General features: G+C 65.8%; 19 protein-coding genes and 1 pseudogene. 10 read left to right on the top strand and 10 right to left on the bottom strand.

The genetic code is table 11. The features are described from left to right. Positions 1 to 28: 28 nt before the first annotated feature. From ON38_RS02420 to ON38_RS02390, 7 genes are all read right to left on the bottom strand, one after another. Positions 29 to 1,090 carry an MCE family protein gene (locus ON38_RS02420; RefSeq protein ID WP_039821910.1) on the bottom strand — a complete coding sequence of 354 codons (1,062 nt, stop codon included), beginning with the start codon at positions 1,088 to 1,090 and terminating at the stop codon, positions 29 to 31. Further along, positions 1,087 to 2,112, bottom strand: coding sequence for an MCE family protein (locus ON38_RS02415; protein WP_039821908.1), 1,026 nt, complete (start codon positions 2,110 to 2,112; stop codon positions 1,087 to 1,089). Before ON38_RS02415 ends, ON38_RS02420 begins: the two co-directional genes overlap by 4 nt. Continuing rightward, positions 2,109 to 3,242 carry an MCE family protein gene (locus ON38_RS02410; protein WP_051164289.1) on the bottom strand — a complete coding sequence of 378 codons (1,134 nt, stop codon included), beginning with the start codon at positions 3,240 to 3,242 and terminating at the stop codon, positions 2,109 to 2,111. The genes ON38_RS02415 and ON38_RS02410 overlap by 4 nt, the downstream gene beginning before the upstream one ends. 164 nt (positions 3,243 to 3,406) lie before the next feature. Continuing rightward, entirely contained in the window at positions 3,407 to 4,264 is an 858-nt protein-coding gene (locus ON38_RS02405) for an MlaE family ABC transporter permease (protein WP_039821906.1), read from the bottom strand. A 1-nt stretch (position 4,265) separates the two neighbouring features. Continuing rightward, positions 4,266 to 5,030 (bottom strand): MlaE family ABC transporter permease, encoded by a 765-nt coding sequence (locus tag ON38_RS02400; protein WP_030522899.1) that lies wholly within the window; start codon positions 5,028 to 5,030, stop codon positions 4,266 to 4,268. Between the two features lie 298 nt (positions 5,031 to 5,328). Continuing rightward, positions 5,329 to 6,234 carry a 3-oxoacyl-ACP reductase gene (locus ON38_RS02395; protein ID WP_039821905.1) on the bottom strand — a complete coding sequence of 302 codons (906 nt, stop codon included), beginning with the start codon at positions 6,232 to 6,234 and terminating at the stop codon, positions 5,329 to 5,331. 44 nt (positions 6,235 to 6,278) lie between these two features. Continuing rightward, positions 6,279 to 6,467, bottom strand: coding sequence for a ferredoxin (locus tag ON38_RS02390; RefSeq protein WP_030522901.1), 189 nt, complete (start codon positions 6,465 to 6,467; stop codon positions 6,279 to 6,281). Between the two features lie 227 nt (positions 6,468 to 6,694). Between ON38_RS02390 and ON38_RS02385 the strand changes: the two genes are divergently transcribed. From ON38_RS02385 to ON38_RS02370, 4 genes are all read left to right on the top strand, one after another. Next, positions 6,695 to 7,888 carry an acyl-CoA dehydrogenase family protein gene (locus ON38_RS02385; RefSeq protein ID WP_039821904.1) on the top strand — a complete coding sequence of 398 codons (1,194 nt, stop codon included), beginning with the start codon at positions 6,695 to 6,697 and terminating at the stop codon, positions 7,886 to 7,888. A 21-nt stretch (positions 7,889 to 7,909) separates the two neighbouring features. Beyond that, a complete protein-coding gene (locus ON38_RS02380; protein WP_039821902.1) occupies positions 7,910 to 9,016 on the top strand; it encodes an acyl-CoA dehydrogenase family protein in 1,107 nt (368 codons plus the stop codon). Positions 9,017 to 9,089: 73 nt separating this feature from the next. Continuing rightward, positions 9,090 to 9,329, top strand: a complete 240-nt coding sequence (locus tag ON38_RS02375; protein ID WP_039821900.1) for an AbrB/MazE/SpoVT family DNA-binding domain-containing protein — start codon at positions 9,090 to 9,092, stop codon at positions 9,327 to 9,329. After that, positions 9,319 to 9,756 (top strand): type II toxin-antitoxin system VapC family toxin, encoded by a 438-nt coding sequence (locus ON38_RS02370; RefSeq protein WP_218000729.1) that lies wholly within the window; start codon positions 9,319 to 9,321, stop codon positions 9,754 to 9,756. Before ON38_RS02375 ends, ON38_RS02370 begins: the two co-directional genes overlap by 11 nt. Before the next feature lie 239 nt (positions 9,757 to 9,995). Here the strand turns inward: ON38_RS02370 and ON38_RS02365 are convergent, their stop codons facing one another. Next, positions 9,996 to 11,642 (bottom strand): acyl-CoA synthetase, encoded by a 1,647-nt coding sequence (locus ON38_RS02365; RefSeq protein WP_039821898.1) that lies wholly within the window; start codon positions 11,640 to 11,642, stop codon positions 9,996 to 9,998. Between the two features lie 62 nt (positions 11,643 to 11,704). Between ON38_RS02365 and ON38_RS02360 the strand changes: the two genes are divergently transcribed. Then, on the top strand, positions 11,705 to 12,487 hold the full coding sequence (locus ON38_RS02360) for a crotonase/enoyl-CoA hydratase family protein (protein WP_051164274.1): 783 nt from the start codon (positions 11,705 to 11,707) through the stop codon (positions 12,485 to 12,487). A gap of 144 nt (positions 12,488 to 12,631) precedes the next feature. Here the strand turns inward: ON38_RS02360 and ON38_RS02355 are convergent, their stop codons facing one another. After that, on the bottom strand, positions 12,632 to 13,048 hold the full coding sequence (locus ON38_RS02355) for a VOC family protein (RefSeq protein WP_083872129.1): 417 nt from the start codon (positions 13,046 to 13,048) through the stop codon (positions 12,632 to 12,634). A 300-nt stretch (positions 13,049 to 13,348) separates the two neighbouring features. Between ON38_RS02355 and ON38_RS02350 the strand changes: the two genes are divergently transcribed. The 4 genes and pseudogenes from ON38_RS02350 to ON38_RS02340 all read left to right on the top strand — a co-directional run bounded on the left by ON38_RS02350 (position 13,349) and on the right by ON38_RS02340 (position 16,550). Next, positions 13,349 to 14,353, top strand: coding sequence for a sigma-70 family RNA polymerase sigma factor (locus ON38_RS02350; RefSeq protein WP_039821896.1), 1,005 nt, complete (start codon positions 13,349 to 13,351; stop codon positions 14,351 to 14,353). A gap of 118 nt (positions 14,354 to 14,471) precedes the next feature. Then, positions 14,472 to 15,635: pseudogene (locus ON38_RS02345) on the top strand (serine hydrolase domain-containing protein). Between the two features lie 265 nt (positions 15,636 to 15,900). Further along, positions 15,901 to 16,122: a FitA-like ribbon-helix-helix domain-containing protein gene (locus ON38_RS37325; RefSeq protein ID WP_083872127.1), complete on the top strand. Its 222-nt coding sequence runs from the start codon at positions 15,901 to 15,903 to the stop codon at positions 16,120 to 16,122. After that, complete coding sequence (locus tag ON38_RS02340; protein ID WP_039821894.1) at positions 16,119 to 16,550, top strand: type II toxin-antitoxin system VapC family toxin; 432 nt, start codon at positions 16,119 to 16,121, stop codon at positions 16,548 to 16,550. The genes ON38_RS37325 and ON38_RS02340 overlap by 4 nt, the downstream gene beginning before the upstream one ends. A 343-nt stretch (positions 16,551 to 16,893) precedes the next feature. Here the strand turns inward: ON38_RS02340 and ON38_RS02335 are convergent, their stop codons facing one another. Next, complete coding sequence (locus ON38_RS02335; RefSeq protein ID WP_039821892.1) at positions 16,894 to 17,934, bottom strand: LLM class F420-dependent oxidoreductase; 1,041 nt, start codon at positions 17,932 to 17,934, stop codon at positions 16,894 to 16,896. A gap of 61 nt (positions 17,935 to 17,995) precedes the next feature. Here ON38_RS02335 and ON38_RS02330 point away from each other — a divergent pair, with 61 nt between their 5' ends. Beyond that, positions 17,996 to 19,009: a Zn-ribbon domain-containing OB-fold protein gene (locus tag ON38_RS02330; protein WP_373281183.1), complete on the top strand. Its 1,014-nt coding sequence runs from the start codon at positions 17,996 to 17,998 to the stop codon at positions 19,007 to 19,009. Positions 19,010 to 19,011 lie beyond the last annotated feature (2 nt).

The following is a 19,011-nucleotide window of genomic DNA, read 5'->3' as shown; positions in this document are numbered from 1 at the left end:
GGGGAGACCGAAGCATCGGTACGGCACCTCATCGCGGCGGCTCCTGTACGGACGGGCCGATCTTGGGACCGGGTTCGAGCAGATACGCGCGCAGCGATTCGGGCAGATGCTGCGGCCAGACCAGCGCGTCCACCAGCGGGTGCAGCGTCTCACTGCTGGCGTTGACGACGTAGGCGTTGAAGTACGGTCCGCTGCCGACCTGTTCACCGAGCGCCGCGGCGAACGGGCCCAGGCCGTCGAGCGCGCCGTTGATGTTGTCCCGGTTGCGCTGGAGCAGGTCCAGGACCGAGTTGAGTTTGTCCAGTGCCGGCTGCAACTGTGCCTCGTTGTCGTGCACCAGCCCGGACAGCTGCTGGGCGAGCGCGTTCACGTACACGATCATCTGGCTGATCGCGGTCCGCCGCCGGTCCAGTTCGCCGAGCAGCTGATTACCGTCCACGAGCAGCGCGTTGATGGAATCGGCCCGGTCGGCCAGGATCTTGGTGACGTTCTGGGCCCGGGTCAGCAGATCCGACAGCGCCTGGTCGCGGGCGTTGATGCTGCGCGAGAGCGCGGTGACACCGTCCAGCGCGGACCGCAGCGGGGCCGGGGTGTCGGCGAACGCGGCCGACAGGGTGTCCAGTGTCTGATCCACCTTCTGCAGGTCGAGATCGCCCACGGTTCCGGCGAGATCGCTGAGCGCTTCGTTCAGCGAGTACGGCGAGGTGGTGCGGGCCAGCGGAATGGTGTCGGTGACCTTCAGGGCCCCGTCGCCGGCCGGGTTGACGGCCAGCGATTTACGGCCCAGTACCGTATTGGTCTTGATGGCGGCCGAGGTCTTGTCGCCGAGCACGATGGACTCGTCGAGACTGAACCGCACCAGCACCTGCGCACCGTCCAGGCTTACATCCTCGACCTTGCCCGAACGGACCCCGGCGACCTCCACATCGTCACCGGTGACCAGGCCACCGGCATCGGCGAAGTAGGCGGTGAAGGTGGCCCCGCCGCGGATGAAGGGCAGCCGTTCGAACTGCAGGGCCGACAGCGCGACCGCCACGGCGAGCACCAACCCGACGACGCCGATGGTCACCGCACGCGATTGCTCTCTCATTCGCTGGCACACCTTCCGGTCGTCTGCTCACCGGGTAGTTCGAGCAGCAGCGGTTTCCCGTCCGGACCGTCGATCAGGAAGTTCGTCCGGCATACGTACAGCTGCAGGAACGAACCGTAGGAACCGATGCGGATCAGCTTGCGATAGGTGGCCGGCAGTTTGTCGAGCACCCACTGCACGGTGTCCGAACCGTTGTCGAGATTGGTGGCCAGCCGCCCGGTCTGCGCGATGGTCGCGGCCAGGTCGGGGCGGGCCTGGGCCAGCAGATCGGTGGTGGCGGCGGTGGCGTCGGCGATGCGCGGCAGTGCGGCACCGATCGGGTCGCGGTCCGCGGCCAGCCCGCTCACCAGACGACGCAGTTCGTCGATGGTGGTGGCGAACTGATCGCCGCGATCGTCGATGGTTTTCAGCACCGAGTTCAGATTGTCGATGACGCTGCCGATGAGCGCGTCCCGGTCGGCGAGGGTCCTGGTGAACGATCCGCCGCTGTTGAGCAGCTCGACCAGGGTGCCGCCCTGTCCCTGGAAGATCTGTAGCAGCGCATTGGTCAGATCGTTGACCTGTGCCGGGTTCAGCCCGCGCAGCAGCGGTTTGAATCCGCCCAGCAGCATGTCCAGGTCGAGTGCGGGTGCGGTCTTGTCCAGGCCGATGGTGCCGCCCTTGTGCAGGGTGGTCGCCTCGCCGGGGCCTTCCAGCAGCTCCAGATAACGGTCACCGACGAGGTTCTCGTACCGGATGGTCGCGCGGGTGCTGGTCAGCAGCTTGTATTTGGTGTCGACATCGAACTCCACATGCGCGTGGTACTCGTCGTCGACCTTCACCGACGAGACCGACCCGACCGGCACGCCGGCGATCCGGACCTTGTCGCCGGGCAGCATGCCCGAGGCGCTGGTGAAGACCGCGTTGTAACCGGTTTCCCGGGAGAAACGCATCTGCGAGAAGACCACCGCCAGGCCGGCGAACACGAGCGTCATCACCAGCGTGAAGATGGCGAGTTTGACGGTGGTACCGGTGTTCCTCATGGCTGTCCCACCCCCGGGAGTCCGGCGAACAGTACCTGGAAAACCTTGGGCGCGTTCGTCTGCAGCTTCGTCGACGGCGTGTAGGGGTGCCCTTCCGACGTATCGGTGACGACATAGTCGGAGTGGCTGTCCGGCACCCGGTCCAGCAGCCCCGCGCACCGCGGCCCGCCGGTGGCGTTCACCTTCGGCAGATCGTTCGGATAGGTGTAGGGCGGAGACCCGTACATGAATCCCGTGTTCAGGGCGACACCTTCCTGTCCGCCGCCGAAGACCGCCTCACCGAGTGGCAGCGCCTTGGCGCTACCGCCGATCAGGCAGAACAACGCTTCCTTGTACCCGTTCAGCAGCTCACCGGTCGGGCGCAGCAGGTCCAGGGCGGTATTGATCTGCCCCTCGTTGTCGCGCAGCACCGCACCCGTCGTATCGGCGATACCGGTGATATTCGCCAGCAGTGAGTCGACATCGGATTCGGATTCGGCGAGCGTGCGGCTGCTGACCGTCGCGCCGTCCACGGTCCGCAGCAGATCTCCGGAGACGTCGGCGTAGAGGTTGCTCACCGCGGCCGTGGTGTTCAGGTCGCGCTGCAGAGTCAGCAGCATCGGGTTGATCTCGCGCAGGTAGGCGTCGCTGTCGGCGAGCAACCGACCGAGGCTTTCGCCGCGGCCCTGCAACGCCGTGCCCAGGGCGGTCAGCGTGGCGCTCAGCTTCTCCGGCTGCACATCGGCGAGGACATCGCTGAGATGCTGGAACAGCGTGTTGAACTCGACGGTCACCTGATCGGCCGCCAGCAGCGCGCCCGGTTGCAGGGATTTCGCGGCGGGCTCCGGCGGGATCACGAAGTTGATGTACTTGGCACCGAAGACCGTGGTCGAGCGGATATCGACGGTGGAGTTGGCCGGGACCAGGTGCAGTAGGTCGGGGTTCAGGGCCAGTCGCAGATTCGTACCGTCGGGGGTGCGGTCGATTCCGGAGACCCGCCCGATCTGCACTCCGCGCACCTTCACCTTGGCGTCCGGGTCGAGCACCAGTCCGCTGCGCGGCGCGGACACGGTCACCTCGACGCTGGGGGTGAAACCGCCGAAGAACATGGTCAGCGAGACGGTCACGGCCGCCACGGCCGCCAGCACCATTCCCACCCCGGCCAGTTTCAGCCCGGCCTTCTCGCGGACCGAGGTCCAGCGATTCGCCCCGATGGGGGCCCAGGGATCTTCACCTCCGCGGGACGACCCACCCGCGGTGGCGTTCGACGCCCCTGTCCCCAAGCTGTTCGCTCGCATCAGTCCCGTCATCGCGGCTATCCGGAAAGGTTGAAGTTGCCGGAGGTGCCGTAGACGGCGAGGGAGATCAGCAGGGTCACCGTGACCACGGCGACCAGTGAGCTGCGCACTGCGTTACCCACTGCGACACCCACCCCCACCGGGCCGCCCGCCGCGTTGTAGCCGTAATAGGTATGGATCATCATCACCGCCAGCGCCATGAAAATGGCTTGGGCGAACGACCACAGAATGTCGCTCGGAATAAGGAATGTGGAGAAATAGTGGTCGTACACACCGGCCGACTGACCGTAGATGACGACGGTGGCGAATCGGCTGGCGATGAACGACGCGATCACGGCCAGCGCGTAGAGCGGCACGATCGCGATCATTCCGGCGAGTACCCGGGTGCCCACCAGGTACGGCACCGGCCGGATCGCCATGGATTCCAGGGCGTCGATCTCCTCGGCCACCCGCATGGCCCCCAGCTGCGCGGTGGAACCCGCCCCGATGGTGGCCGCCAGGCCGATTCCGGAGATCACCGGGGCCGCGATGCGGACATTGAGGAATGCCGCGAAGAAACCGGTCAGCGCCTCGACCCCGATATTGCCGAGTGAGCTGTAGCCCTGCACGGCGATGGTGCCGCCGGAGAAGAGGGTGAGGAAGCCGACGATCACCACGGTGCCGCCGATCACCGCCAGCGCGCCGCTGCCCATGCTGATCTCGGCGATGAGCCGGATCGTCTCGGTGCGGTAGTGCACCAGCGCGCGCGGCATCGAACCGATCGCCTTGCCGTAGAACACCGCCTGCTTGCCGAGATTGTCCAGGGAGGTGGACCAGCGGCGGACGCGGCGGACGACTTTCGGGAAGCGGGACTGGATGATCACCGAGGCCGACATATCACCGCACCGCGAATTTGAGGCCGACGGCGGTGACCACGACATTCACCACGAACAGCGCCATGAAGGCGAAAACCACTGTCTGGTTCACCGCATCACCGACACTTTTGGGACCACCTTTGACATTCAAACCCAGATAGCAGGCCACCAGGCCGGCGATCAAGCCGAAAAGCCCGGCTTTGACCGCGGAGATGAGCAATTCGGGAAGATGGGTGAGCAGGGTGATGCCGTTGACGAAAGCGCCGGGATTCACGTCCTGCAGATAGACCGAGAAGAGGAACCCGCCCACGATGCCGATGGTGCACACCAGGCTGTTCAGCAGCAGCGCCACGAACATCGACGCCAGCACCCGCGGGACCACCAGGCGGTGGATGGGATCGATACCGAGCACCTTCATGGCATCGATCTCTTCGCGGATGGTGCGGGCCCCGAGATCCGCGCAGATGGCGGTGGCGCCGGCGCCGGCCACGATGAGCACGGTGACGATCGGGCCGACCTGGGTGACCGCGCCGAAGGCCGCGCCCGCGCCGCTGAGGTCGGCGGCGCCGATCTCGCGCAGCAGGATGTTCAGGGTGAAGCTCACCAGCACGGTGAAGGGTATGGCCACGAGCAGTGTCGGAATGATGGACACTCGCGCGACGAACCACGACTGGTCGATGAACTCGCGCATCTGGAACGGCCGGCGCAGACTGGCGCGGGCCACAGCCGCGGCGAGTTCGAAGAATCCGCCGACGGCCCGCAATGGCACGGTAAGGACCTCGGTCACTGATGATCCTCCTTGCCCGACTACTGGTCCCGCTGGCGGCAGCTCGGAGTACAACCCGGCGCGCGCCCCGATAAGTAGAACACGTTCATTTCCTAAATGGGGCCATTTTGAGGCTTCTGAACTGGAAACTTGCTGCAATACCAGACAGCGGGATTGCAACACGATTCATACGCCTTGAGCATCATTGTGTGAGGCCGGGCACAGTCGACCACTCTGTTTACCAATGACTGGACGGTTGTTCAACTCTCACCGGACGCATCGGGAGCCGAAACCTCGCGATACGCTCCGACGACGGCGCTCAACCCAGTTCGTGCAGAGCCGTTGCAGAGAACGTACGACCTTCTTCGCGCCCGGCGAAGTAACCGGTCAGCGTGGTGGCCAGATCGTCACCTGACCACTGCGCCCCCGCGGCGTCGAACCGTTGCTCGACCTCCGGCGCGGCCATCAACGCGACCATGGGTCCATACACCACGAACACCTGGCCGTTGACCGCGTCGGCCGCGGGAGAGGCCAGGTAGGCCACCAATCGCGCCACATGGTCGGGCGAGAGCGGATCGACCTCGCCCTCGGGGGCCGCGCTGAAGACCTGTTCGGTCATGGCGGTGCGCGCTCGCGGGCAGATGGCGTTGGCCCGGACACCGAACCGGTTCAGCGCGCGCGAGGCGGACAGCGTGAGGGCGGTGATACCGGCCTTGGCGGCCGCGTAGTTGGCCTGCCCCTCCGGACCGAGCAGCCCGGCCTCGGACGAGGTGTTGACGATCCGGCCGTAGACCGGCGCACCGGCTTCCTTCGACTTCGCACGCCAGTAGGCACCGGCATTGCGGGTCAGCAGGAAGTGGCCACGCAGATGGACCGCGAGGACCGCGTCCCAGTCCTCGTCGGACATATTGAAGAGCATCTTGTCGCGAGTGATACCCGCATTGTTGACCACGACGTCCAGACCACCGAAGGATTCGGTGGCCGCGGTGATCAACGCGTCGGCGGTGGACCGCTCGGCGACGCTGCCGGCCACGAACTCGGCCTTGGCGCCGAGTGCCCGCACCTGCTCCAGCGTCTCGGACACGGCGTCGGACTCGGCCAGGTCGTTGACCACGACCGAGGCACCGGCCGCGGCCAGGGCGAGCGCTTCGGCCCTACCGAGGCCCGCACCCGCTCCGGTCACGATCGCAACTCGCCCGGCAAGGCTGGTATCTGTATCGCTCACCGGGCCGACTCTAGAACGTGTTCTTATTCACGGCAAGAGCCGATTCACAGCAAACGCAACGCCGCTTTCGGGCATTGCGCGACCGCTTCGGCCACTTGCGACTCCTGATCCGGCGCGACCTCGCCCTCGGCAACGTGCAGCATGTCCTCGTCATCGAGTTCAAAGACGTCGGGAGCGATTCCCGCACAGATTCCGTTCGCTTCGCACTGATCGAAGTCAACGCTGACCTTCATCGAAACTCCTTTTCCCGCCCTATGGCCGAAGCCTAACAAGCACCGGCCGCGCAGACGGGCTACATGGGCTGATTACTCTTCAATACTGGAACATGTTTCAGTGCATATGCAATGATCGGAGCAAGGTATCGGAGATCCATTCCGCGCTCTCGACGGGTGAGCGCGGCGCGATCCCACATCCAGGCCCCCATCTCCCATCCCGCAGAACGAAGGCTCGAGGTACCGCTATGCGCATTGCGTATACCCCGGAACATGACCGGCTACGCGCCGAGTTGCGCGAATACTTCGCCCGGCTGATCACTCCCGAACGGCGGGCCGCGCTCAGTTCCCAGACCGGCGAGTACGGCCAAGGCAATGTGTACCGCGAGGTCGTCGCGGAGATGGGCCGCGACGGCTGGCTGGCGCTGGGCTGGCCCGAGGAGTTCGGCGGCCAGAACCGGCCCATGCTGGATCAGTTGATCTTCACCGACGAAGCCGCCATCGCGGGCGCCCCGGTGCCGTTCCTGACCATCAACTCCGTCGCGCCGACGATCATGCACTACGGCAGCGACGAGCAGAAGAAGTTCTTCCTGCCCAAGATCGCCGCCGGCGAACTGCACTTCGCCATCGGCTACTCCGAGCCCGGAGCGGGCACCGACCTGGCGAGCCTGCGCACCACCGCGGTACGCGACGGCGACGACTACGTGATCAACGGCCAGAAGATGTGGACCAGCCTCATCGCCTACGCCGACTACATCTGGCTGGCCGTACGTACCGATCCCACCGCCAAGAAACACAAGGGCATCAGCATGCTGATCGTGCCCACCGACGCCGAGGGCTTCTCCTGGACCCCGGTGCACACCATGGCCGGCCCCGACACCAGCGCGACCTACTACCAGGATGTGCGCGTCCCGGTCACCTCGCTGGTCGGCCCGGAGAACGGCGGCTGGCCGCTGGTCACCAATCAGCTCAACCACGAGCGGGTCGCCCTGACCTCCGCCGCCGCGCTGCAGCTGGCCCTGGCCCAGACAACCGCGTGGGCCAAGGAGACGAAGGCCGCGGACGGCTCCCGGATCTTCGACCGCGAATGGGTGCAGCTCAACCTGGCGCGGGTGCACGCCAAGGTCGAATACCTGAAGTTGATGAACTGGGAGATCGCCAGCCGGGTGGACGCGGGCGGGGACGCCGCGCCGCGCCCGTGGGACGCCTCGGCCTGCAAGGTCTACGGCACCGAACTGTCCACCGAGGCGTACCGGTTGCTCATGGAGGTCCTCGGCCCGCAGGCCTCGCTGCGGCAGGACTCCCCCGGCTCGGTCCTGCGCGGCCGGCTCGAGCGGATGCATCGCGCCGCCCTGATCCTCACCTTCGGCGGCGGCACCAACGAGGTGCAGCGCGACATCATCGCCATGACCGCTCTGAAGCAGCCCGCCTCCGGCCGCTGATACCCGATTCAGGAGTTCACCATGGATTTCACCCCCACCGAAGCCCAGTCGGATCTGGCCCGGCTCACCGGCGAGGTCTGCGGCAAACTGGTCACCGCCGATCGCCTGCGCGAATTGGACGCAGGGACCGCCAAGTTCGACGAGCCGCTGTGGAAATCGCTCGCGGAGACCGGTGTGCTCGCCGCCGCCCTGCCCGAGGAAGTGGGCGGTAGCGGCTTCGGTTCACTCGAACAGACCGCGATCCTGCGCGAACTCGGCAAAGCCGTCGCCGCGGTGCCCTACCTGTGGTCGGTCGTCCTGGGCGCGGGTGCGCTGGCCGAGTTCGGGTCCGCCGAGCAGAAGCAGCTCGCCACCGCCGCCGGGGCGGGCACCGCGATCCTGACCGTGGCGCTGGCCGAAGAGCACAACTGGGAACCGGCCCGCCCCACCACGACCGCCACCGAAATCGACGGCGGCTGGCGCGTCACCGGCACCAAGACCACGGTCCCGGTCGCCGACCGCGCGGCCCGGATTCTGGTCCCCGCGACGGTGTCCGGAGTCGCCGCGGTCTTCCTGGTCGACCCCTCGGCAGACTCCGTCACTGTGACCGCCCAGCAGGTGACCGACCGGAGCGCCGAATCGCTGGTGGAGTTCACCGACGCGCCGGCCGAACTGCTCGGCACCGTCGAGGACGGCGCCCGGATCCTGGACTGGCTACTCGACCGCGCCTGGCTCGGCCTGGCCGCCCAGCAGCTGGGAACCCTCGAACGATCCCTGGAACTGGTCGCCGACTACGCGCGCGAACGCGAACAGTTCGGCCGCGCCATCGGCAGCTTCCAGGCCGTGGCCCAGCGCCTGTCGGACAGCTACATCGGCCTGCAGGGCCTGCGCCTGACCGTCACCCAGGCCGCCTGGCAGCTCGCGGAGGGCCTGGACGCCACCGGGGCTGTGCACACCGCGAAGTTCTGGGCCGCGGAGGCGGGCCATCAGGTCGCCCACACCCTGGTCCACGTACACGGCGGCGTCGGTATCGACCGTGACCACATCGTGCACAACTACTTCACCGCCGCCACCCGCAACGAGTTCGCCCTGGGCGGGGCCACCGACCACCTGCTCCCCTTGGCGCAGTTCGTCCCCGAATCGGCCTGAGCTGCCACTCCCGAGTGATATCACCGCGCGTAGTATTACGTATTACACGTATTACCTATGACAGGAGCGCGCGGTGATACTCAACAGCAAGGGCCAGGTCACTATCCCCTCCGCCTTACGCGCAAGGTTCAACCTTCATGAAGGAGATGAAGTGGAGGTAATCGAGGTCGACGGCGCGCTGCGAATCGTCCGGAGCGATAACACCCCCACACGTGGTCAGCGGCTGGTCGATCGGATGCGCGGTACCGCAGACAGCAAAGAGATCGAGGGTATGAGCACCGACGAGATCATGGAACTGCTCCGTGGTGACTAACCTGCGGCCGATCGGTGGTCCGACGACCCTGGTCGACTCCTGCGTTCTTCTGGACGTACTGACCGACGACAAGAACTGGGCGCAGTGGTCGGCCGAAAGGCTGGCCGAAGCAGTCGACTTCGGCCGAGTGGTCATCAATCCGATCGTTTACGCGGAAGTATCGGTCGGCTACGAAACGGTCGAAGTGCTGGACAGGCTGCTTCCGGCCGAGGATTTCGTCCGGGAACCGCTGCCCTTCCGAGCCGGATTCCTGGCCGGCAAGGCCTATCAGCGCTCTAGGCGCAATGACGGGACGAAACGCTCACCCATGCCCGACTTCTATATCGGCGCGCACGCCGCGGTGGCCGGATACCGGCTGCTCACCCGAGACGAACAACGCTTCAAGGGCTACTTCCCGACCGTGGACCTGATTGTTCCAGCACGGTGAGAAGTCGGCACGCTGCTCATATGAGCCGCCGATTGAGCTCGGCGCTGACAGCCAAGACATGATCGGCAGCGCGATCGAACAACCGCGAACGCTCATCGGAAACATTCACCCGCGCGTCGTCGGCGTTTTGCTCCATACGGCGACCTCCAGTTCCGAATCGTTTCCGAACCAGCATAGATCGCCGGACACACGCAGAAGGACCGCTGATCATCCATCGGCCCTTCTGCGCCCGATCGCTCTCAGGAAGCGTTACCCGCCGACCCGTGCTCGTCGGCGTCACGCTCCTCGGTCTGCGCCTTGGCCCACTTGTAGTCGGGCTTACCCGCCGGCGACCGCTTGATCTCGTCCACGAACCACAGGCTGCGGGGCAGCTTGTAGGAGGAGATCTCCCGGGTCAGCACCGGGCGCAATTCCTCCAGGGTGGGGCGTTTGTCGCCGCGACACTGCACCACGGCCGCCACCCGCTGTCCCCAGCGCTCGTCCGGGACGCCGACCACCAGCGCGTCGAAGATTTCGGGATGGCATTTCAGCGCGCCCTCTACTTCTTCGGGGTAGATCTTCTCGCCACCGCTGTTGATGCTGACCGAGCCACGGCCGAGCATGGTGACGGTGCCGTCCTCCTCCACCCGGGCCCAGTCGCCGGGGATGGAGTAGCGGACGCCGTCGTACTCCTTGAAGGTCGCCGCGGTTTTCACCGGGTCGTTGTAGTACCCGATCGGGATATGACCCTTGCGCGCCAGCACACCGGTCTGCCCGGATCCCGGGACGACGGGCTTGCCGTTCTCGTCGATGACCGCGGTGGACGCGTCGATCTTCACCCGCGGACCGCCGGTGTGCGTCGCGCCCTTGGCGGCGATGGAGATACCGCCGAAACCGGTTTCCGAGGAGCCGATCGAATCGGTGATCACCGTATTCGGGAGCAGGTCGATGTACTCGTCCTTGAGGGCGGGCGAGAACAGGGCCGCGCTGCTGGCCATGGCCCACAGGTTCGTGTGCTGGTAGGGCTCACCGGTTTCCGGATGACCCGCCTTCAGCGCGTCCAGCATCGGACGGGCCATGGCGTCGCCGGTTATGAAGATCATGTTGATGCCGTGCGCGTCCACGGCCTGCCAGACGGTGTGCGCGTCGAACTCCGGGATCATGATGGTCTTGCCACCGTCGAACAGGCCGTGGAAGACCGCGGTCTGCGAACCGCCGTGGATGAGCGGCGGAATGGGGTAACGCACCATCTGGCCGCCGGCCGCGCCGGTCTTGGCCTGCTGCCATTCGTCCTGGACATACTCACCGGTCATGAAGTTGATACCGCCGCCGAGCACCCGCCACCAGTCCTCGTGCCGCCACATGACGCCCTTGGGCATACCGGTGGTGCCGCCGGTGTAGATCATGAAGATGTCGTCGTTGGACCGATCGCCGAAATCGCGTTCACCCGACGATTCCGCCAGGGCCGCTTCGTACTCCACCGCGTCCGCGGGCGTGGCGGCGTCCGTGCCGTCGTCGACGATCAGGACCGCTTTCAGATGCGGCACCTTCGACCGGACGTTCACCACCTTGTCGGTGTAGCGCCGCTCGTGGATGAGCGCCACCATGTCCGAATTCTCGAAGATGTACTGCAACTCGTTCTCGACGTAGCGGAAGTTGACGTTCACCATCACCGCCCGCGCTTTGAACACCGCCAGCATCGACTCGACGGCCTCGATGGTGTTGCGCGAGTAGATACCGACCTTGTCGCCCGGCTGGACACCGTGTTCCAGCAGGTAGTGCGCCAGCCGGTTCGCCCGGTCCTCCAATTGGGCGAAGGTCACCGAGCGGTGGTCGTCAGCCAGCGCAACCCGGTCCGGCACAAGGTCGATGGTGTGTTCGACGAGGTCGGCTATGTTGTACGTCACAAGGTCAAAAATAGAACGTGTTACTGTTTCTGGCAAGGGTCCGAGTAACAGGAGAAACAACGATGCCTCAATGCCTCGTCGAGAAGCGCGGCCATGTCCTCATCGTCACCATGAACCGCCCCGAGGCGCGCAACGCGCTCTCGACCGAGATGATGGCGATCATGCGCGATGCGTGGGATCAGGTCGACAGTGATCCCGACATTCGCGTCGCGATCCTGACCGGCGCCGGCGGGGCCTTCTGCGCGGGCGCCGACCTCAAGGGCATGACCCAGCAGCATCCTGGTGATTCGTTCGCGGGCGGGGGCTGGGACCTGTCGAAGATCGAGGCGCTGCTGAAGGGCCGCAGGCTCACCAAACCGCTCATAGCGGCGGTCGAGGGCGCGGCCATCGCCGGTGGAACCGAGATCCTGCAGGGCACCGATATCCGGGTCGCGGGCGAAAGCGCGAAGTTCGGGGTGTCCGAGGCCCGCTGGGGTCTGTTCCCGCTGGGCGGCTCCGCGGTCCGGCTGGTCCGTCAGGTCCCCTACACGGTTGCCGCCGATATTCTGCTCACCGGCCGGCATCTGAGCGCCGCCGAGGCCAAGGACATCGGTCTCATCGGCCATGTCGTGCCGGACGGCCAAGCGCTGGACAAGGCGCTGGAACTGGCGGACCTCATCGCGGCCAACGGCCCGCTCGCGGTGCAGGCGATCCTGCAGACCATCCGCGACAGCGAATGCATCCCCGAGGAAGAGGCCTTCCAGATCGACGCCAAACTCGGTATGGCGGTCTTCCAATCCGCCGACGCCAAGGAGGGCCCCAAGGCGTTCAAGGAGAAGCGCAAGCCCAACTTCAGCGGTAAATAGAAGCCGGGTGCGGGCCGAGCACAGCTCGGTGCGTCCGGTCGATACACGGCCCGGCCGGTTCCAGCGGCCGGCGTCGGGCCACCGAAACACCGAACGCCCCGTTCGACGGTTGTCGGCCGGGGCGTTCGTGTGAGCGCACTACGCCTACACGCCGGGGTAATTCATGTAGAACGGCTCCCACTGGTGGCCGTCGGGGTCCAGGAAGGTCCGGCCGTGCATCCCGACCTGCGCCTCCTGGGCCTGCTTGTCCGTATTGATCTCCTCGGTACCGCCCGCGGCCACCGCGGCCGCGGTCAGCCGGTCGACCTCCTCGGCGCTGCTCAGCGACAGTGCGTAGGCGGCGCCGGTGGCGGCCCGGGTATCGGCGATCGGCCGTCGGCTGAAGGTGGCGAAATGCCCATGGGTCAGCAACATCAGGCAGATATTGTCGTCGACCACGATGCAGGCGGCATTGTCGTCGGTGAAATCGTCGTTGACCTTCCACCCGAGCGCCTCGTAGAACTTCTTGGACCGACCCAGGTCGGTGACGGGTAGGTTCACGAAAATCATCTTGCTGCTCACGGTGTCGATCCTTTCGGGAGGGTGGTCTGCGTTTCGCCGGCTGCAAAGGTTCGGACGCGGGCCATCCCGGAAAATCATCGGTGCCGGACAGATTCCGTCGAAACGACGATCACCACCGGCCGCGGAACCTGCGCCCGCGGAACGGAGACTCGACCGAAGCCGACAGTGCGGGCGAGGGCAGCCGGCCGGTGCGCTGCGGACTGTGGCAACCGGGCCTGGTGATACGCCTGGGAAGCCGACCGAAAACGGCGCGTTTCATCCTCTGTTCACATGTCGGTGCCCTGTGCCACAGTGGCACGCATGAGCGAGCAGACCAGCACAGTCGATGCCGATGTCATGAGATCTTTCGAGGTGCACAGACGGGAACTGTGTGCCTACGCCTACCGCATGCTGGGGTCGTCCTTCGAAGCCGAGGACGCCGTCCAGGACGCGTTCACCCGGGCCTGGAAGTCCTACGACTCCTTCGAGGGCCGGGCCAGCCTGCGCTCCTGGCTCTACAAGATCACCACCAATATCTGCCTGGATATGCTCGACGGCCCGCAGCGCCGCGCCCGGCCGATGGATCTGTCCGGCCCCTCGACACCGGACCGCCCGCTGCCGGCCCCGCAGCCGGACTACGTCTGGGTCGAGCCCATCCCCAACTCGCTCGCCTTCGGTGCCGACCCCGCCGAGCACGCCACCGCCAAGGACAGCCTGCGCCTGGCATTCGTCGCAGCCTGCCAGCATCTGCCCGCCACGCAGCGCGCCATCCTGATCATGCGCGAGGTCCTGCGCTTCTCCGCCAACGAGACCGCCGAGGCACTCACCATGAGCACCGCCTCGGTGAACAGTGCCCTGCAGCGCGCCCGCGCCACCATGAGCAAGGTCAAGCCCGCCGATACCGACACCTACGACGAATCCGACGACGACCAGCGCAAACTCGTCGAGAATTTCGTCACGGCGTTCGAGTCCTACGATATGGACGCGCTCACCGCGCTGCTGAAAAGCGATGTGGCGCTGTCCATGCCGCCCTTCGACCTCTGGGTTTCCGGCCCGGAGAACGTGGCCGCGTTCATGCTCGGTACCGGTGCGGCCTGCCGGGGCTCACGTATGGTGCCGCTGGCCGGCGCCAACGGCCATCCCGCGTTCGGCCACTACAAGCCGAGCGGTGAGCCAGGCCGCTGGCTGCCGTGGTCGATCACGGTCCTGGAGATGCGCGACGGCGTGATCACCGGGCTCAATTTCTTCCTCGATACCGAGCGCCTGTTCCCGCTGTTCGGTCTGCCGCCGGAATGGACGGAGGAACCGGCAGGCGAACCGGCCTGAGACCGGGTACTCCGGCTACTGGGCTTTTCGACGTACTCGTCGTCGGCATCATGTCAATACTCGACGATGATCCGAGAGACCGGTACCCCGGTCCTATGTGCTGTGGCACCGCAGCCCGATGTGCTTGCCGACCTCGCATCCCTACCGTCGAATCATGCACAAACGAGTCTTCGTCCTCTCGATCTGCACAACCGCGGCGCTCCTCGCCGGCTGCACAACGCGTTCGGCAGAGTCCACCGCACCTACGGTTGCCCTTGCCCGTGTGGAGAAGGCACGCGGCGACCTCGACGCAATCGTCGGCTCGGGTGCTGTCGGGACTATTGCCACACTCACCGACAACGGTGCCACCACCGTCGTGGCCTCCGGCCTGGCAGATATCGCTGCGGGGACCTCGATGCCCACCGATCCGCCCGAGCATGTCCGGATCGGTAGCATCACCAAGACCTTCACCGCCGCGATCGCGCTGCAACTGGTGGCTGAGAACAAGATCGACCTCGACCGGCCGATCGAGGAATATCTACCCGGTTTGCTCGCCGGAGACGGCGTAGACGGACACGTCATCACCGTCCGCCAGATCCTGGGACATCGAAGCGGTATACCCGAACCGGCCTACTCCCCGCAGACCGATGAGTACGAGGCGGCGCGCACCGGTCGCACCTTCACCCCAGCACAGGAGATCGCACTCGCGCTGCAGCACCCCGCACAGTTCACCCCGGGTAGCCGATTCAAATACACCAACACCAACTACATCGTCGCCGGCATGCTGATCGAGGCGGTGACCGGACGCTCCTAAGCCGATGAACTGCGCGACCGCATCCTCACTCCGCTGGGCATGCAGGACACATACCTACCGGCGACCGGCGAAACCGGTCTGCGCGAGCCTCATCCGACCGGCTATGCCACTATCGACGGCATCGTCACCGACCAGACGCGGATTGAGCCGTCGCTGCCGTGGACCTCGGGCGCGCTGGTGAGCACGGGCGCCGATATGAACCGGTTCTTCACCGCTTTGCTGGCCGGACAGGTGGTGCCGCGGACCCAACTCGAGCAGATGCTCGATGGAAGCGATATGAGCAAAGGCGACGGCATGTCCTATGGGCTCGGCGTCGGCTACACCCAATTACCCTGCGGTACACAATATATCGGCCACGTAGGCAGCGTGCGTGGTTTCTCCGCCATCTCCGGTGCCACCGCGGTCGGGCGTGCGGTCACCGTCACCTACACCGGTACACCCGCCACCGTGGACATCCGCGGCTTGCTCACCCACGCACTGTGCGGATGAGCACTCGAACTCGACTGGCGTAGGTCGTCCACGGATCAGTGGGACGATCCACTTGGATTGCGCTTCGGTCTCGGTCAATAGCTCCCGAGAGAGATTGTGAGCATCTTGGCGACGGGTGCGGATAGCCCTGATCATGCCCGGGAAGCGCGGGCAAGGAACCGACAACAGGGAGCGCCTCGCGCAACCGAGAATGGCCGGCCGAAGAGAGAATCTCACTCCGTCCAGGCAATCGCCGACCCATGCAATCACTGATAGCATTGATTGCATGGCAACGATAACTATCCGCGACCTGGACAGCGACGTGAAGGAGCGCCTGCGCCGGCGAGCCGCCGCGCATGGACGGAGCATGGAAGCCGAGGCCCGGGACATACTCGCCGCGGCGGTGCGCCCGAAACGGTTACTCCACGAACTCTACGAGCGCAGCCGACTCTACGCAGCCGAGCTGGATATCCCGGAACAGCCTGAGGCCGGAGCGGCACAGCTGTGATCATCGCCGATACGAACGTGGTGTCCGAGCTGTTCAGACCCACCCCCGACAGCCACGTCCTGACTTGGCTGGAGAACTCCGACGACGTCACGATCAGCACAGTCACCATCGGCGAGATCTGGGCAGGCATCGAGAATTTGCCCGAGGGGTCTCGCAGGGCGGGCCTGGCCACATTGGCGGCGGAACTATTCGACGAATTCGGCGACGAGGTCGAGGCCTACGATTTCCGCGCGGCGCGTGTCTACGGTCGAGTTGTCGCCGAACGTCGTCGCCGAGGTCGGCCGATCGGGTATGCGGATGCACAGATTGCCGCGATCTGCCTCGCGAACGACTGTCCCGTAGCGACCCGGAACGTCGAAGACTTCACCGACCTCGGCCTCACCATCATCAATCCCTGGGAAACGACCTCTCGGGGTGATATCGGCTGATCGTCACCGAGCAGCCGATATCACCGACTCACCGGTATTCCGGGTGCCCTCGTCCATGGCCGTCTCGACCTGGCCGCACCACTGCACACCGCCAGGGAAGCTTCTCCAAGCCGAATCCGAAACGAGTCCTACCCAGTGCCGAGGGGCGCCGACCACATATGACGCCGGGGCAGCGGCGGGGAAATCTCCGAGTGGTGAGGGTCGATCGAACCGGCCGGAACGGGCCCCGTCGATTTCGTGCCCGGTGCGGGTCCGGTATCGGATATCGGCATCGCGGGTGCGACCCGATACCCACCGGGCGCCTCCGGCGGGTATCGGTAGATAGAGCAATTCTGGAACAAGTTCACCGGGTTCCGACGAGTGGCGCCAAACGCTTCAGTTGCTCCACATCGGGCACCGAAACCAACAGCATGGTGACCCCGGCGGCCTCCCACACAGCAATCTGCTCCCGCACCTGGGTCTCGTTGCCGATGATCGCGGTCTCGAGCACCAGTTCGTCCGGCACCGCGGCCGCGGCCTCGGCCTTCTTGCCCGCCTGGAAGAGCGTGCCGATCTCGTCGACTTCCTTCTCGTAGCCCATCCGGCGATACACCTGCGCGTGGAAATTCAGTTCCGGTGCGCCCATCCCGCCGATGTAGAGCGAGGTGATCCAGCGCATCCGTTCGATCTCGGCCGCCGGATCGTCGGTAATGATCACCTGCGCTGTCGCGGCGATCTCGAAGTCCGCCCGCGAACGCCGGGCACCCGGCCGGGCGAAGCCCTCGTCCAGCCATTCGTTGTACACATCCGCCATGCGGGGCGTGTAGTAGATGGCCAGCCAGCCGTCGGCGATCTCCGCGGTCAGCGCCACATTCTTCGGCCCTTCCGCGCCCAGCCAGATCGGCAGATCCGCACGTAGCGGATGGGTTATCGGTTTGAGCGGTTTACCCAGACCGGTCGCGCCCACGCCGTTGTAGGGCAACGGATAGTTCGGCCCGTCGTTGGTCACCGGACCCTGCCGGGCCAGCACCTTGCGCACGATATCGACGTATTCGCGGGTGCGCTGCAACGGTTTGGCGAACGGCTGCCCGTACCAGCCCTCCACCACCTGCGGACCGGAGACGCCGAGGCCGAGAATCGCCCGCCCGCCACTGAGATGGTCGAGGGTCAATGCGTGCATGGCGGTGGCGGTGGGGGTGCGGGCGGACAGCTGCACCACCGAGGTCCCCAGCCGTACCCGGTGGGTCGCCGAACCCCACCAGGCCAGTGGCGTGAACGCGTCCGACCCCCAGGACTCGGCGGCGAACACCGCGTCGAACCCGGCCTCCTCCGCGGCGACGACCACTTCCGCGGCATGCTCCGGTGGCCCGGCGCTCCAGTATCCGAGCTGCAATCCGAACTTCACATCCGACCCCTTTCCGGCCTACTGCTTGCCAGCAGAATAAGAACCTGTTCTACTCGATATCGTGACTCAGGGGAATACTGCACCCACGGTAATTACGCAGGAACGCCCGCCGGGACTGAAACCGAGCGATGTGCTCAGTGCGCCCCTGCGGATGGAGTTCGACTACACGCGCTCCGTGGGACCCATCATCGGCAAGTTCCTTACCGGCCTGCGCGAACGACGCATCTTCGGTATCCGCGGTTCGGACGGCCGGGTGCTCGTACCACCGGCCGAATTCGACCCGGTGACCGCCGAACCGCTGTCGGAGTTCGTCGAGGTCGCCGCCACCGGCACGGTGAAGTCGTGGACCTGGGTCCGCGACCCACTGCCCGGCCAGCCCTTCGACCGGCCCTTCGCCTACGCGCTGATCCAGCTCGACGGCGCCGATACCGCGCTGTTGCACGCGGTGGACGTACAGCGCCCGGACGAGATCAGCACCGGCCTGCGGGTGACCGCCCGCTGGGCGGCCGAACTCACCGGCACCATCCACGACATCGTCTGCTTCGAGCCCGGCGATACCCCGACGGCGGAGCCGGCCCCGGCCTCGGACGCCGACCCGGTCACCATCATCACCACCCCGATCGGGATGGACTACAAACACACCGCGTCTCCCGAGGAGAGCACCTTCCTGCGCGGCCTGAAAGAGGGCAAGCTCATCGGCGCGCGGGCCGACGCGAACAGCAAGGTGTACTTCCCGCCGCGCGGAGTCGACCCCATGGACGGCCGGTCCACCGCGGAAACGGTCGAACTGGCCGAGACCGCTACGGTCACCACTTTCTGCATCGTGAACGTGCCGTTCCTGGGGCAGCGGATCAAGCCACCGTATGTGGCGGCGTATGTCCTGCTCGACGGCGCGGATATCCCTTTCCTGCACCTCGTGCTCGGCTGTGACGCGAGCGAGGTGCGGATGGGGATGCGGGTCAAGGTGGTCTGGAAGCCGCGCGAGGAGTGGGGCTACACCATGGCCAATATCAGCCACTTCGAGCCGACCGGCGAGCCGGATGCCGACTACGACACCTACAAGCATCACCTGTGAGA

It is taken from the genome of Nocardia testacea NBRC 100365 (genome assembly GCF_000308775.1).
GTDB classification, from domain to species: Bacteria; Actinomycetota; Actinomycetes; order Mycobacteriales; family Mycobacteriaceae; genus Nocardia; species Nocardia testacea.
The sequence above is the reverse complement of the archived record's forward strand: the minus strand, read 5'-3'. Positions and strand labels throughout refer to the sequence as shown.

What these genes read in the sequence shown, in the direction of transcription:
- ON38_RS02420 (WP_039821910.1), bottom strand. Translation starts at nt 1,090, where the DNA reads ATGAGAGAGCAATCGCGTGCGGTGACCATCGGCGTCGTCGGGTTGGTG.
- ON38_RS02415 (WP_039821908.1), bottom strand. Translation starts at nt 2,112, where the DNA reads ATGAGGAACACCGGTACCACCGTCAAACTCGCCATCTTCACGCTGGTG.
- ON38_RS02410 (WP_051164289.1), bottom strand. Translation starts at nt 3,242, where the DNA reads ATGGTGCTGGCGGCCGTGGCGGCCGTGACCGTCTCGCTGACCATGTTC.
- ON38_RS02405 (WP_039821906.1), bottom strand. Translation starts at nt 4,264, where the DNA reads ATGTCGGCCTCGGTGATCATCCAGTCCCGCTTCCCGAAAGTCGTCCGC.
- ON38_RS02390 (WP_030522901.1), bottom strand. Translation starts at nt 6,467, where the DNA reads ATGAAGGTCAGCGTTGACTTCGATCAGTGCGAAGCGAACGGAATCTGT.
- ON38_RS02385 (WP_039821904.1), top strand. Translation starts at nt 6,695, where the DNA reads ATGCGCATTGCGTATACCCCGGAACATGACCGGCTACGCGCCGAGTTG.
- ON38_RS02380 (WP_039821902.1), top strand. Translation starts at nt 7,910, where the DNA reads ATGGATTTCACCCCCACCGAAGCCCAGTCGGATCTGGCCCGGCTCACC.
- ON38_RS02360 (WP_051164274.1), top strand. Translation starts at nt 11,705, where the DNA reads ATGCCTCAATGCCTCGTCGAGAAGCGCGGCCATGTCCTCATCGTCACC.
- ON38_RS02350 (WP_039821896.1), top strand. Translation starts at nt 13,349, where the DNA reads ATGAGCGAGCAGACCAGCACAGTCGATGCCGATGTCATGAGATCTTTC.
- ON38_RS37325 (WP_083872127.1), top strand. Translation starts at nt 15,901, where the DNA reads ATGGCAACGATAACTATCCGCGACCTGGACAGCGACGTGAAGGAGCGC.